Origin of the sequence: Cedecea sp. NFIX57 (assembly GCF_900177785.1) — a bacterium.
Classification (GTDB): domain Bacteria; phylum Pseudomonadota; class Gammaproteobacteria; order Enterobacterales; family Enterobacteriaceae; genus Cedecea; species Cedecea neteri_C.
In genome coordinates this window covers 16,637-31,016 of sequence record NZ_FXAS01000023.1, presented here as the reverse complement: position 1 = coordinate 31,016, position 14,380 = coordinate 16,637, and the positions used below count along the sequence as shown (strand labels likewise).

The window sequence follows — 14,380 nt, the reverse complement described above, 5'->3', positions numbered from 1 at the left end:
CAACGTTTTCTTCATCCCGTATGATTTTGTTGAGGTATCAATGACCATGAAAGGACAAGAGACCCGCGGTTTTCAGTCAGAGGTAAAACAGCTTCTGCACCTGATGATCCACTCTCTCTATTCAAACAAAGAAATCTTCCTGCGTGAGCTGATCTCCAACGCCTCCGATGCGGCAGACAAGCTGCGCTTCCGCGCTCTGTCTGACGCCAACCTCTACGAAGGTGACGGTGAACTGCGCGTTCGTGTCTCTTTTAACAAAGACAACCGCACCCTGACCATCGCTGATAACGGCATCGGTATGACCCGCGATGAAGTCATTGATCATCTGGGTACCATTGCTAAATCCGGCACCAAAGCTTTCCTCGAGTCTATGGGCTCTGACCAGGCGAAAGACAGCCAGCTTATCGGCCAGTTCGGGGTAGGCTTCTATTCTGCGTTTATCGTGGCGGACAAAGTCACCGTTCGCACTCGCGCCGCCGGCGCCAGCGCGGAGCAGGGCGTGTTCTGGGAGTCTGAAGGCGCGGGTGAATACACCGTGGCCGACATTGAGAAAGCCGATCGCGGGACCGAAATCACGCTGCATCTGCGTGAAGGCGAAGATGAGTTCCTGGACGACTGGCGCGTTCGCTCCATCATCAGCAAATATTCCGACCATATCGCTCTGCCGGTTGAGATTGAACAGCAGGAAGAAAAAGACGGTGAAACCATCGTTAGCTGGGAAAAAATCAACAAAGCTCAGGCGCTGTGGACCCGTAGCAAGTCCGAAGTCAGCGATGACGAATACAAAGAGTTCTACAAGCACATCGCCCACGACTTTACCGACCCGCTCGCCTGGAGCCACAACCGCGTGGAAGGTAAGCAGGAGTACACCAGCCTGCTGTACATCCCTGCGCAGGCGCCGTGGGATATGTGGAACCGTGACCACAAACACGGGTTGAAACTCTACGTACAGCGCGTGTTTATCATGGACGATGCCGAGCAGTTCATGCCGAACTACCTGCGCTTCGTGCGTGGCCTGATAGATTCTAACGATCTGCCGCTGAACGTTTCCCGTGAAATCCTGCAGGACAGCCGCGTAACCCAGAACCTGCGCAGCGCGCTGACCAAGCGTGTGCTGCAGATGTTGGACAAACTGGCGAAAGACGATGCCGAGAAATACCAGACCTTCTGGAAAAACTTTGGCCTCGTGCTGAAAGAAGGCCCGGCGGAAGATAACGCGAACCAGGAAGCTATCGCTAAACTGCTGCGTTTCGCGACTACGCACAACGACTCCTCCGCACAGACCGTGTCGCTGGAAGAGTATGTCTCCCGCATGAAAGAAGGTCAGGAGAAGATTTACTACATCACCGCAGACAGCTACGCGGCGGCGAAGAGCAGCCCGCATCTGGAACTGCTGCGTAAGAAAGGCATCGAAGTTCTGCTGCTTTCCGATCGCATCGACGAGTGGATGATGAGTTACCTGACCGAATTCGACGGGAAGGCATTCCAGTCAGTCAGCAAGACCGACGAATCGCTGGATAAGCTGACGGACGAAGAGACCGAAGAAGCGAAAGAAGCCGAGAAGGCGCTGGAGCCGTTCGTGGACCGCGTGAAAACCCTGCTGGGCGAGCGCGTCAAGGAAGTGCGTCTGACTCATCGTCTGACCGATACTCCGGCGATCGTGACCACCGACAGCAACGACATGAGCACCCAGATGGCGAAACTGTTTGCCGCTGCGGGCCAGGAAGTGCCGGAAGTGAAGTACATCTTCGAGCTTAACCCGGAGCATGCGCTGGTCAAACGCGCTGCGGATACGCAGGATGACGCGCAGTTCGGCGAGTGGGTTGAGCTGCTGCTTGACCAGGCGCTGTTAGCCGAGCGTGGTCAGCTGGAAGATCCTAACCAGTTCATCCGCCGCATGAACCAGCTGCTGGTTTCTTAAGCCTTTTACCGATCGCTTCCCTCCGCTGAAAACGGGGAGGGGACGATCGGTTTTTCTTTGGACAAGGGCCGGATAAATGGCTCGATTCAGCCCGGGAAATTTCCGTTAAAGCCGCTCCAGCCGCCTCCCTTCCTTGTGATGATACCGCCTTTAGTGGTATGGTTTTCGCCTCAAATTCGATTGAATAATTAAATGTATGGGGAATTACGCAATGCGTATCATTCTGCTCGGCGCGCCGGGCGCAGGTAAAGGGACTCAGGCTCAGTTCATCATGGAGAAATACGGTATTCCGCAAATCTCCACCGGTGATATGCTGCGTGCTGCGGTTAAATCTGGTTCAGAACTGGGTAAACAGGCCAAAGACATCATGGATGCTGGCAAACTGGTGACCGATGAGCTGGTTATCGCCCTGGTTAAAGAGCGCATTGCGCAGGAAGACTGCCGTAACGGTTTCCTGCTGGACGGTTTCCCACGCACTATCCCGCAGGCAGACGCCATGAAAGAAGCGGGCATCAAGGTTGATTTCGTGCTGGAGTTCGATGTACCGGACGAGTTGATCGTTGACCGCATCGTGGGTCGCCGCGTGCACGCTGCTTCCGGCCGCGTTTACCACATCAAATTCAACCCGCCTAAGGTTGAAGGTAAAGACGACGTGACCGGCGAAGAGCTGACCACCCGTAAAGACGATCAGGAAGAGACCGTGCGTAAGCGCCTGGTGGAATACCATCAGATGACCGCGCCGCTGATCGGCTACTACTCTAAAGAAGCGCAGGCGGGTAACACCCAATACGCTAAAGTTGACGGCACCCAGGCCGTGGCTGACGTGCGCGCTGAGCTGGAAAAAATCCTCGGATAATTTCCCGTTGCGACAATCGATACCAGGGCATGCCCTGGTATTTTTTTGCCCCTATTTTCCCCTTTCACTGTAATCGGTTCTCGTTTCGCTCTTTTACGTTACAATTGACGGCAATTTATAGATAAGGGGTGGGAATGAATCAGGAAAAAATTGGCATCTTACTGGCTAACCTTGGTACGCCGAGCGCCCCGACGCCGGCGGCGGTCAACCGCTATCTTCGTCAGTTCCTGAGCGATAAGCGCGTGGTGGATACGCCCCGCCTGCTTTGGTGGCCACTGCTGCGCGGCGTCATTCTGCCGATCCGTTCACCGCGTGTCGCTAAGCTCTACCAGTCCATCTGGATGGAAGAGGGCTCTCCTTTGATGGTATACAGCCGTCGACAGGAGAAAGCGCTGGCACAACAGCTGCCGGATACGCCGGTTGCGCTGGGGATGAGCTATGGCGAACCGTCGCTCAAAAGCGCCGTGGACGACCTCCTGGCGCAGAACGTGACGCACATTGTAGTGCTGCCGCTTTATCCTCAGTTTTCCTGCTCAACCGTGGCGGCGGTATGGGACGAGTTGGGGCGAATCTTTGCCAATTACCGCAGCCTGCCTTCTATTTCTCTGATTCGCGACTACGCGACAGAGCCGGCGTACATCAACGCACTGACGGCCTCGGTCAAGCGCTCTTTTGCCGAACACGGTGAGCCGGATGTGCTGCTGCTTTCCTATCACGGTATTCCGCAGCGCTATGCCAACGAAGGAGATGACTACCCGCAGCGCTGCCGCGACACCACGCGTGAACTGCTAAGCGCCCTCGAGCTGCCGCCGGAAAAAGTGATGATGACCTACCAGTCCCGCTTTGGCCGCGAGCCATGGCTGATGCCGTATACCGATGAAACATTGAAAATGCTGGCCGAAAAGGGCGTGAAGCATATTCAGGTAATGTGCCCGGGCTTCTCCGCTGACTGCCTGGAAACGCTGGAAGAGATGGCGGTCCAGAACCGGGAAGTGTTTATCGAGGCAGGCGGCACGAAATATGAGTACATTCCGGCGCTGAACGACGATCCGGCCCATATCGCGATGATGATGAATCTGGTGGATCGGTATCGCAAATAGAATCCTGAGGCGGGGAATGTTACTATTCTCCGCCTTATTATTCAGCCCCGTAACGACACCATGAAATTTCCCGGTAAACGCAAATCCAAACACTACTTCCCCGTCAGCGCCCGCGACCCGCTCTTACAGCAAACTCAGCCTGAGGCCGAAAGCGGCTCTTCCTGGGTGGTCGGTATCGACCAGACGCTGGTCGACATTGAAGCCAAAGTAGACGATGAATTTGTGCAGCGCTACGGGCTGAGTTTTGGCCATTCTTTGGTGATTGAGGATGATGTGGCCGACGCGCTCTACAAAGAGCTGGTGGATAGCAACCTGATTACCCACCAGTTTGCCGGGGGCACCATCGGCAATACCATGCACAACTACTCGGTGTTGGCCGATGACCGCTCGGTGTTGCTCGGCGTGATGTGCCGAAATGTCGAGATTGGCAGCTACGCCTATCGCTACCTCTGCAATACCTCCAGCCGGACCGACCTTAACTATCTGCAGGGCGTTGATGGCCCGATTGGCCGCTGCTTTACGCTGATTGGCGACCAGGGCGAGCGTACTTTTGCCATCAGCCCGGGCCATATGAACCAGCTTCGCGCGGAAAGCATCCCGGAAGAGGTGATTGCCGGGGCATCCGCGCTGGTGCTGACCTCTTATCTGGTGCGCTGCAAGCCAGGCGAGCCGATGCCGGACGCCACCATGCAGGCCATTGCCTGGGCGAAGAAACACAACGTGCCGGTGGTGCTGACCCTGGGCACCAAATACGTGATTGCCGAGAACCCGGCCTGGTGGCAGGCCTTCCTGAGCGAGCACGTTTCGATCCTGGCAATGAACGAAGAAGAAGGCGAAGCGCTAACCGGTGAAAGCGATCCGCTGTTGGCCGCCGACAAGGCGCTGGATTGGGTGGATCTGGTGCTTTGCACCGCCGGGCCGGTTGGCCTTTATATGGCTGGCTACACCGAAGAAACTGCGAAGCGCAAAACTCAGCATCCACTTCTGCCTGGCGCGATTGCCGAATTTAACCAGTTTGAATTTAGCCGCGCGATGCGCCTGAAAGACTGCGCTGAGCCGCTGCGAATCTACTCCCACATCGCGCCATACATGGGCGGCCCGGAGAAGATCATGAACACCAATGGCGCAGGCGACGGCGCGCTTGCGGCGCTACTGCACGACATCACCGCGAACAATTACCACCGCAGTAACGTGCCGAATTCCAGCAAACATAAGCTTACCTGGCTGACATATTCCTCGCTGGCCCAGGTATGCAAATACGCCAACCGCGTGAGCTATCAGGTCCTGAATCAGCATTCGCCACGCCTGACACGCGGCCTGCCTGAGCGGGAAGACAGCCTCGAAGAGTCTTACTGGGAACGTTAAGTTGAAGCACTGAGCCATAACGCTCAGCTTTTGTTGAAACGGGCAGGTGCAAGACCTGCCCAAAAAACCATTAACCCGTCACCGCCTCTTGCGCCACCGGCGGCACCAGCAGCCCCAGCATGGTATTGGCAATCTCCCTTTCTCCCATCACCACCTGATTAGCGCCACGCTCGGTGATGTAATCCACTTCGTCGTCGTAATGCGCGCGGGCGATGATTTCGATATCCGGGCATTTTTCTCTGGCCGTCGCGACGATTTCACCGGCTTCGTAGCCGTTAGGGATAGTCAGCAGCAGCCAGCGGGCGCAGTCCAGATGCGCCAGATTCATGATCTCTTCGTTTGCGGCATTGCCCAGCACGGCACGGATGCCTCGCTCGCGAAGCTCATCCACGCGGCTACGGGAGGTTTCAATCACTACCAGCGGTACGCCTTCGGCCAGCAGCTTCTCGCCCAGCAGGCTGCCGACTCGGCCATAGCCGACCAGCAGCGCGTGGTTGCAGATATCCACCGGGATTTGTTTTTCTTCCTCGATGGCCTCTTCCAGAGTTTGCTCGTCCAGCGTTTCGGTTTTCTCGAGGTAGCGCTCAAGAATGGCGAACAGAATCGGGTTCAGCATGATCGACAGAATTGCGCCCGCCAGCACCAAATTCTGCCCCGTTTGTGGCAGCAGGTTCAGCGCCATGCCGAGACCGGCCAGGATAAAGGCAAACTCACCGATCTGCGCGAGGCTGGTGGCGATGGTCAGCGCGGTTCGTTGAGAGTGGCCAAACATGCGCACCAGCAGGAACGCGGCCAGGGATTTACCGAAGATGATGATGGCCAGCGTGCCCAGCACCGCCAGTGGTTCCTGAATCAGAATCAGTGGATCAAACAGCATGCCGACGGAAACAAAGAACAGCACCGCAAACGCATCGCGCAGCGGCAGGGTGTCGTGTGCCGCGCGGTGACTTAGCTCGGACTCATTCAGCACCATACCGGCAAAGAAAGCACCCAGCGCAAAGGAGACATCAAACAGCTCAACCGCGCCGAATGCGATGCCCAGCGCCAGCGCCAGTACGGAAAGGGTAAACAGCTCGCGGGAGCCTGTTGCTGCGCTGCGAGCCAGAATCCACGGCACAAGGCGGCGGCCTACCAGCATCATCAGGGCAATAAAGGCAGCGACCTTCCCAATGGTGATCGCCATATCCAGGCTCAGAGAAACCAGCCCAACGTTGCCTTTTTCCATCATGCCAGCGACGGCTGGCAGCAGCACCAGCGTCAGCACCATCACGAGGTCTTCAACAATCAGCCAGCCGATGGCAATTTGCCCTCGCTGGGTGTCAATCAACTGCCTCTCTTCAAGCGCACGCAACAGCACGACGGTACTTGCCGTTGACAAACACAGCCCGAAGACGATACCGGTCATCAATGACCAGCCCATCAGCCAGGAGAGCGCCATGCCCAGCAGCGTCGCGACGCCAATTTGCGCGATTGCGCCGGGGATGGCGATGGCCTTTACCGCCATCAAATCCTTCAATGAAAAATGCAGCCCGACGCCGAACATCAGCAGAATCACGCCTAATTCCGCCAATTCAGGGGCAAGTTTGGTATCAGCAACAAAACCTGGAGTAAAAGGTCCAGCCAGCACGCCAGCTAATAAATAGCCCACCAGCGGAGATATGCGCAGCTTGTTAGCCAGCATACCCAGTAAAAAAGCGAGCACGAGACCACCAACAATGGTGGTGATAAGCGGTGTGGCGTGATGCATTCCGTCTCCTTTGGTTGGCCGATGTTCCAAAACGTTCTGTTACACAGTTTATGACAAATTCTTTATCGGCGTTTATGAATAATTGTTGAATTTTGAATAAAAAGCGCATTTCGATAAAAAAAAGGCCCTGAGTAGCATTTAACTCAGTTATGTGGGGCGATTACCAGAGGGGTGTGGTGACAGGAGGTGGCCAAAGCAATACTTTGGCCGCTAAAATCTACGCTTTGTGGCGATTATCGGGCAGGAATATTGTCATAATGCCGAGTAGCGGCAGGAAGGCACATATTTTGTAGACCAACTCGATGCTGGTGTGGTCAGCAATTAATCCGAGTACGGCTGCACCCAGGCCACCCATCCCAAAGGCAAATCCGAAAAACAGCCCGGAAACCATACCGATACGGCCAGGGAGTAGCTCCTGGGCATACACCAGAATGGCGGAGAACGCGGAGGCTAAAATAAAACCAATGATCACCGTCAGGACGCCCGTCCAGTAAAGTGATGCATAGGGTAAAACAAGGGTAAATGGCGCGACACCGAGGATCGAGCCCCAAATCACGTATTTTCTGCCAATTTTATCCCCCACGGGGCCACCGATCACCGTGCCTGCCGCGACGGCAAACAGGAAAGCGAACAGGTGGATCTGTGCGTTTTGTACCGATAATCCGAATTTTTGCATCAGGTAGAAGGTGAAGTAGCTGCTGATGCTCGCCATATAAAAGTACTTAGAGAAGATCAGCAGTAATAAAATCGAGACCGCCAGAATCACTTTGTTGCGTGGCAGCGGGTTGACCACCGGCACGGCAGGGCGGCTTTTGGCGATTTTATGCTGAGCGGCGTACCAACGGCTAATTTGCAGCAGAACCACGATAGCCAGCAGAGCGGCGAGCACGAACCACGCCACGTTCCCTTTGCCGTAAGGCGCGATAATAATAGCTGCCAGCAATGGCCCCAGAGAGCTGCCGAAGTTACCGCCCACCTGGAACAGCGACTGCGCAAGCCCGTGACGGCCACCGGATGCCATACGCGCCACGCGTGAGGACTCAGGGTGGAATACCGACGAACCGGTTCCCACCAGCGCGGCGGCGACCAGAACGGCCGGGAAACTGCCCGCCAGCGCCAGCAGCACCAGGCCGCAGAGGGTAAAGCACATGCCAATCGGCAGCGACCACGGCATCGGGTATTTATCGGTGTAGTAGCCCACCAGCGGCTGCAGCAGCGATGAAGAGAGCTGGAAAGTCAGGGTGATCATCCCGATCTGCATAAAGCTGAGGGAGAATTCGGCCTGAAGTAGCGGATAGATAGCCAGAATCAGCGACTGAATCATGTCGTTAAGCAGATGGGAGAGGCTTATAGCGCCGAGGATCCCAAATGCGGTGCGCGCTTTTTTTTGCTCCGGGGGCGTACCCGGCTGCGTGAGGGTTTGAGAGCTTGCCATAATTACCTGTACGAACGGTTATTGTTTTTAGAGCGGGCGACGCAGGAAATCGCCCGGAAGAAATTCTTACCCTGCTAACATACTCGCGCAGGGGATTTGAAGAAAGTCGCATTTCGGAAAAGATAGCTGTCTATCCTGATAGCTATCTGTTATTTCTGCGCAGTTACATTTTGACATGGAGATTTGCAATGCGGTTTGCTGCTAAAACAATAACCACGGCGCTGCTTGTGGCATTGAGTTTAACCAGCGCTTCAGCGCTGGCCTGGGAAAAAGACAAGACCTATAAAATTACCATTCTTCATACTAACGATCATCACGGTCATTTCTGGCGCAATGAGTACTCTGAGTACGGCCTGGCTGCGCAAAAAACGCTGGTAGACAGCGTGCGTAAAGAAGTCGCGGCAGAAGGCGGCAGCGTGCTGTTGTTATCCGGCGGCGATATCAACACCGGCGTGCCGGAATCAGACCTGCAGGATGCTGAACCAGACTTTCGCGGTATGAGCCTGATTGGCTATGACGCCATGGCCGTCGGCAACCACGAATTCGACAATCCGCTGTCCGTGCTGCGCCAGCAGGAAAAGTGGGCGAAGTTCCCGCTGCTGTCCGCCAACATTTATCAAAAAAGCACCGGTGAGCGCCTGTTTAAGCCCTACGCGATTTTTAAACCTCAGGGCATTAAAGTGGCGGTTATCGGCCTGACCACCGACGATACGGCTAAAATCGGCAACCCGGAATACTTCACCGACATCGAATTCCGCAAACCTGCAGAGGAAGCCAAACTGGTGATCCAGGAGCTGCAGGGCACCGAAAAACCGGACGTGATTATCGCCGCGACCCACATGGGCCATTACGATAACGGCAACCACGGCTCAAATGCGCCGGGCGATGTTGAAATGGCAAGAAGTCTGCCGGAAGGCGCGTTGACGATGATTGTGGGTGGTCACTCACAGGATCCGGTCTGCATGGCGCAGGAAAACCAGAAGCAGAAAGATTATGTGCCGGGTACGCCGTGCGCGCCGGACAGACAAAATGGCACCTGGATTGTGCAGGCGCATGAGTGGGGGAAATACGTCGGGCGGGCAGATTTTGAGTTCCGTAACGGCGAGATGAAGCTGGTGCACTATCAGCTGATCCCCATCAATCTGAAAAAGAAAATCACCTACGATAACGGGCAAAGTGAGCGCGTACTTTACACGCCAGAAATCGCCGAAAATCAGCAGATGCTTTCCCTGCTGACGCCGTTCCAGAACAAAGGCCAGGCCGCGCTGAAGGTGAAAGTGGGCAGCGTAAACGGGCATCTGGAAGGGGACCGCAGCAAAGTGCGCTTTGTGCAGACCAACCTGGCGCGTGTATTGCTGGCGGCACAGATGGCGCGCACCAGCGCGGACTTTGCGGTGATGAGCGGCGGTGGCGTGCGTGATTCTATCGAAGCCGGGAATATTACCTATAAAGATGTGCTCAAGGTGCAGCCGTTCGGCAACACCGTGGTTTATATCGATATGAACGGTAAAGACGTTGAGGAATACCTGACGGCGGTGGCGCAGAAAACGCCGGACTCCGGGGCTTACCCGCAGTTCTCTAACGTCAGCTTCACCTCTACCGGCGGCAAGCTGAGCAACCTGAAAATCAAAGACCAGCCGATTGATCCGGCCAAAACCTACCGCATGGCGACGCTGAGTTTCAACGGCACCGGCGGCGACGGTTACCCGGAAATCGATAAAAAGCCGGGCTACGTCAACACCGGGTTTGTCGATGCGGAAGTCCTGAAACAGTACATCGAACAGAACTCCCCGCTCGACGTAAATGCTTACCAACCTAAGGGCGAGGTAAGCTGGAACTAAGCGTTAATCGCGGCGGGCGATATCGGCGAAGCTGGCATCCAGCAGCTTCGCCAGATCGCTTGCCGCGAGCTCGATATCCAGCCCGCGCTTGCCGCCGGAAATGTAGATGCTGGCAAACTCTTGTGCCGGGGCATCAATCACCGTCGGCAGGCGTTTTTTCTGCCCCAGCGGGCTGATGCCGCCCACCAGATAACCGGTGATCCGCTGGGCGACCATCGGGTCCGCCATTTCAACTTTCTTCACGCCCAGCGCCTTAGCGACCTTTTTCAGGTCAAGCTGCCCGGCAACCGGCGTCACCGCCACGGCCAGGTGTTTCATGTCGCCATTCAGCGCCACCAGCAGCGTTTTATATACCTGGTCGGCATTCAGCCCCAGCTTACGGACCACTTCGTCGCCAAAGTTGGTTTCCAGCGGATCGTGCTCATAGGCATGAATTTGAAAGCTGATTTTGTTTTTTTCGAGGAGTTTTACCGCGGGAGTCATGGTTTCCTTCTTTATTCGTTGTTTTGAAAACGCACAAAATAGTAATCATAGTGATATACTTGACGAGTAATATAGCGCTACACAATAGTGATGGCGTAAACCATCACATTGAGCGACAATTCAGCTTCGGTTGCTTCGGCAGCCGGGATAAACAGAATAATAAATGAAATTCCTCTTTGACGGGCCAATAGAAATATTGGCCATTTTTTTACCCTTTTTTCAGCATTTCTGGCAGGTTACCTTCGCCGTAAAGGTGCAATGCCCCCACCGCAACCACATAGCGCCCGGCGGGCAGCTGTTGTAGAAACGTCTGCCACTGGCGGTTTCGCTGATGCATCAACACGTCATATAGCGCATCGCCAAAGGTGTTCGGCAGCGCAATATTGCCCTGCTGCGGCGGCGTTTCCAGCCACCAGCCAATCATGATCTGTAGCAGCCGCGCGTTGGTGTGCCAGTGTTCCAGCGTGTCGTTCAGCAGCGGCAGCCCGCCCTCAGGTAACCCCTTCAATAACTCTATCTGGCTTTGTGCGCCTTCAAGCTCGGTGACTGGCACGCCGTAGCGCTGCGCGGCTTCCAGCAACTGATAGTCGATACCGTAGTCAGGGCGAAGGCCAAGGCGCTGGGCCTGATGCGCCTGTAAAATCAACGCCACCTGCCAGGCGGGCTGGCGCTCAATACTGCTCAGTGAAATACCTAATTCGCTGCACAGGCTCAGCACCTGCTGGTAATCGTCGGGAGCCAGACGCGCCTCCAGTTCGATGTCCTCCGCTATTTCGCTGAACGGCGAATCGCCGGAGCGGATATCCGCCTCGACGATCAGCGCATCTGCAGCGCGAAGTTTGTCCACCAGGCGGGCGGAAAGCGGAGCCATGTCCCGGGTGCCCATATGAATGCTGCCCACGAGGTGCAAATAGCGCTTGCCGGGGAGCGTGATATCAAGGGCAGGCCAGGGATAAGTAGAGGCTGCCAGGCTGGAAAGCAGTGCGCTAAGACGTTGGAACAAACCCATATCGCGATTCCCTGGCTAAAAAGCCATGCTAACGTCCTGGGCTGGAAGGGGAAAGGAAAAAGTCGGCCTTCCGCTCAAAAGGAGAAGGGAAGGCCGCAGAGAGACTAGTCTTTCGGTTTAAAGCGCAACAGGCGGTTGGCGTTGCTGACCACGGTGATGGAAGACAGCGCCATTGCGGCACCGGCAACCACCGGGTTGAGCAGCGTGCCGGTCAGCGGGTAGAGCACGCCCGCGGCAATCGGAATGCCAAGCGAGTTATACACGAAGGCTCCCATCAGGTTTTGCTTCATGTTCCGCAGCGTGGCTTTGGAAATGGCCAGCGCATCGGCAACGCCCACCAGGCTGTGGCGCATCAGGGTTATGGCAGCGGTTTCAATGGCGACGTCGCTGCCGCCGCCCATCGCAATCCCCACCTCGGCCTGAGCCAGCGCCGGGGCATCGTTAATGCCGTCACCTACCATCGCCACCTGGCGGCCCTGCTGCTGCAGCTGCTTGATAGCATCAGCCTTACCGTCCGGCAGCACGCCCGCAATCACCTCATCAATGCCAACTTCTTTGGCAATCGCATTGGCGGTCACCGGGTTATCGCCGGTGAGCATAACCAGGCGGTAGCCGTTGCGGTGCAGGCGCTGGAGCGCACTGACGCTGTCGCTGCGAAGCGGGTCGCGTATGGCTAACAGCGCCATGAGCTGGCCGTCTACCGCCAGCAGCACCGGGGTTGCGCCCAGGCGAGCCTGAGCATCAATGCTGTCGGCAAGCGGCTGAGTGTCCACACCCTGCTCGTCGAGCAACGCTTTGTTGCCCAGCAGCAGTTTGTGCCCGTCCACATCACCGCTGACGCCAAGCCCGCGCAAAGTACGGAACGACGCCACTTCCGGCAGCGATGAACTGCCTGCTTTTTCAATAATGGCGCGAGCCAGCGGGTGGCTTGAACCCTGCTCAAGCGCGGCTGCAAGGCGTATCGCTTGTACCTCATCCACGCCGGAACGGGTTTCCACGGCCACCACCTGCGGTTTGCCTTCGGTCAGCGTGCCCGTTTTGTCAAAGACCACGGTATCCAGCGTGCTGGCGCGCTGCAGGGCATCGGCATCACGAACCAGAACGCCAAACTCGGCGGCACGGCCCACGCCTGAAATAATCGACATCGGCGTGGCAAGGCCCAGGGCGCAAGGGCAGGCAATAATCAGCACCGTGGTGGCAATGACCAGGGTATAAACAATTTGCGGTGCAGGGCCGACGAAGTACCAGATGGCGGCGCTGATCAGCGCGATAGCGACGACGACCGGCACAAATACGGCAGAAATTTTATCGGCAAGCTGGCCGATTTCCGGCTTGCTGCTCTGCGCCTGGCGAACCATGCGGATAATACGCGACAGTGTGGTGTGGCTGCCGGTGGCGGTGGCGGTGAACAGCACGCTGCCGTCCTGCACTACGGTACCGGCGTGAATGCCATCGCCGTTTGATTTTTGCATCGGCACCGGTTCGCCGGTCAGCATCGCTTCGTCGAACCAGGCTTCACCCTGGGTAATTTCACCGTCAACCGGCACCCGGTCGCCGGTAGTCAGGCGCAGCGTCATTCCGGCGGTGACTTCCGCCAGCGGCAGCGTTTTTTCGCCTTCTTCCGTCACCACTCGCGCGGTCGGCGGCGTTAAGTCCAGCAGGCGTTCAAGGGCTTTAGAAGAGCGCTGACGGGCGCGTTGTTCCAGCATATGGCCGAGGTTTATCAGGCCGATGATCATCGCGCTGGCCTCGTAGTAGAGGTGGCGGGCTTCCATCGGGAAGTGCTGTGGCCAGATATTCACGGTAATCGAATAGAGCCAGGCCGCGCCGGTGCCGAGAGCGACGAGCGTGTCCATGGTAGCTGCACGGTTCATCAGGCTACGCCAGGCGCTACGGTAAAAATGACCGCCGGCAAAGACCATCACCGCAAGGGTAATAATACCGATGGTGAGCCACAGGGAGCGGTTGCTCTCGGTGACCATCATGTTGTCGCCGATCATGCCCCAGACCATCACCGGGATCCCGACGGCGAGGGCGACAATCGCCTGCCAGCGGAAGCGCTTCATGGCGGCGTTCGCCGTTTCTTGCTGGCGCTCGCGGCGTTTCTGATCGTCTTCGATCGCTTCGGCACCGTAACCGGCACTTTCCACGGCTTTGACCAGCGATTCTGCGGAGGCGGTGCCCATCACCAGCGCACTGCGCTCCGCAAGGTTAACCCGTGCCTGGCTGACGCCCGGTACATTTTGTAAGGCATTTTGCACCCGGGAGACGCAGCTGGCGCAGCTCATACCGTTGATCAACAGCTGCTGGCTGTCATCGTCGGTAGACGCTGCCGGAAGCGAAGGGGCGACCGCTGTCAGTGCTTCCGACGGAGTTGATGACTCTGCCAGCGGTTCAGCCTTTGGGTGGCTGGCGACTTCTGCGCCGTATCCCGCTTGTTGGACAGTTTCCACTAACGCTTCCGGCGTGGCGCTGCCGGTGACGCGGGCGTGGGTTTGGGTGACTTCAGCCTGCTCAACGTCCGCACGCTGTTCGAGGCTCTCTTTGACGCGTTTAACACAATGGCCGCAGGTCAGGCCATCCAGATTCAGATCCACAATGTGTGACATCGCAAGACTCCTGT

Annotated in this window: 10 protein-coding genes; 5 read left to right on the top strand and 5 right to left on the bottom strand. The window is 56.6% G+C overall.

Going from position 1 to position 14,380, the window contains the following annotated elements; all coding sequences use genetic code 11:
* The first annotated feature begins 46 nt into the window (after positions 1-46).
* The 4 genes from htpG (at position 47) to B9Y90_RS18355 (ending at position 5,242) form a co-directional block, all read left to right on the top strand.
* On the top strand, positions 47-1,921 hold the full coding sequence (htpG, locus tag B9Y90_RS18370; RefSeq protein WP_039297098.1) for a molecular chaperone HtpG: 1,875 nt from the start codon (positions 47-49) through the stop codon (positions 1,919-1,921).
* A 211-nt stretch (positions 1,922-2,132) separates the two neighbouring features.
* Positions 2,133-2,777, top strand: a complete 645-nt coding sequence (gene adk, locus B9Y90_RS18365; protein WP_008460251.1) for an adenylate kinase — start codon at positions 2,133-2,135, stop codon at positions 2,775-2,777.
* A 134-nt stretch (positions 2,778-2,911) separates the two neighbouring features.
* Positions 2,912-3,877: a ferrochelatase gene (gene hemH, locus B9Y90_RS18360; RefSeq protein ID WP_085542126.1), complete on the top strand. Its 966-nt coding sequence runs from the start codon at positions 2,912-2,914 to the stop codon at positions 3,875-3,877.
* Between the two features lie 60 nt (positions 3,878-3,937).
* Positions 3,938-5,242 (top strand): inosine/guanosine kinase, encoded by a 1,305-nt coding sequence (locus B9Y90_RS18355; protein ID WP_039295969.1) that lies wholly within the window; start codon positions 3,938-3,940, stop codon positions 5,240-5,242.
* Between the two features lie 70 nt (positions 5,243-5,312).
* On the opposite strand, the gene ybaL is transcribed toward B9Y90_RS18355, so the two are convergent.
* A complete protein-coding gene (gene ybaL / locus B9Y90_RS18350; RefSeq protein ID WP_085542125.1) occupies positions 5,313-6,989 on the bottom strand; it encodes a YbaL family putative K(+) efflux transporter in 1,677 nt (558 codons plus the stop codon).
* Positions 6,990-7,206: 217 nt separating this feature from the next.
* A complete protein-coding gene (locus B9Y90_RS18345; protein ID WP_008460246.1) occupies positions 7,207-8,424 on the bottom strand; it encodes an MFS transporter in 1,218 nt (405 codons plus the stop codon).
* A gap of 188 nt (positions 8,425-8,612) precedes the next feature.
* Between B9Y90_RS18345 and ushA the strand changes: the two genes are divergently transcribed.
* Positions 8,613-10,265 (top strand): bifunctional UDP-sugar hydrolase/5'-nucleotidase UshA, encoded by a 1,653-nt coding sequence (ushA, locus tag B9Y90_RS18340; protein WP_039295954.1) that lies wholly within the window; start codon positions 8,613-8,615, stop codon positions 10,263-10,265.
* Between the two features lie 3 nt (positions 10,266-10,268).
* Here the strand turns inward: ushA and ybaK are convergent, their stop codons facing one another.
* From ybaK to copA, 3 genes are all read right to left on the bottom strand, one after another.
* The gene (gene ybaK / locus B9Y90_RS18335) at positions 10,269-10,748 is read right to left on the bottom strand and encodes a Cys-tRNA(Pro)/Cys-tRNA(Cys) deacylase YbaK (protein WP_008460244.1); all 480 of its coding nucleotides are present in this window, start codon (positions 10,746-10,748) and stop codon (positions 10,269-10,271) included.
* A 208-nt stretch (positions 10,749-10,956) separates the two neighbouring features.
* On the bottom strand, positions 10,957-11,757 hold the full coding sequence (locus B9Y90_RS18330) for a TraB/GumN family protein (protein ID WP_085542124.1): 801 nt from the start codon (positions 11,755-11,757) through the stop codon (positions 10,957-10,959).
* 104 nt (positions 11,758-11,861) lie between these two features.
* Positions 11,862-14,366: a copper-exporting P-type ATPase CopA gene (copA, locus tag B9Y90_RS18325; protein WP_085542123.1), complete on the bottom strand. Its 2,505-nt coding sequence runs from the start codon at positions 14,364-14,366 to the stop codon at positions 11,862-11,864.
* Between the last annotated feature and the right edge of the window lie 14 nt (positions 14,367-14,380).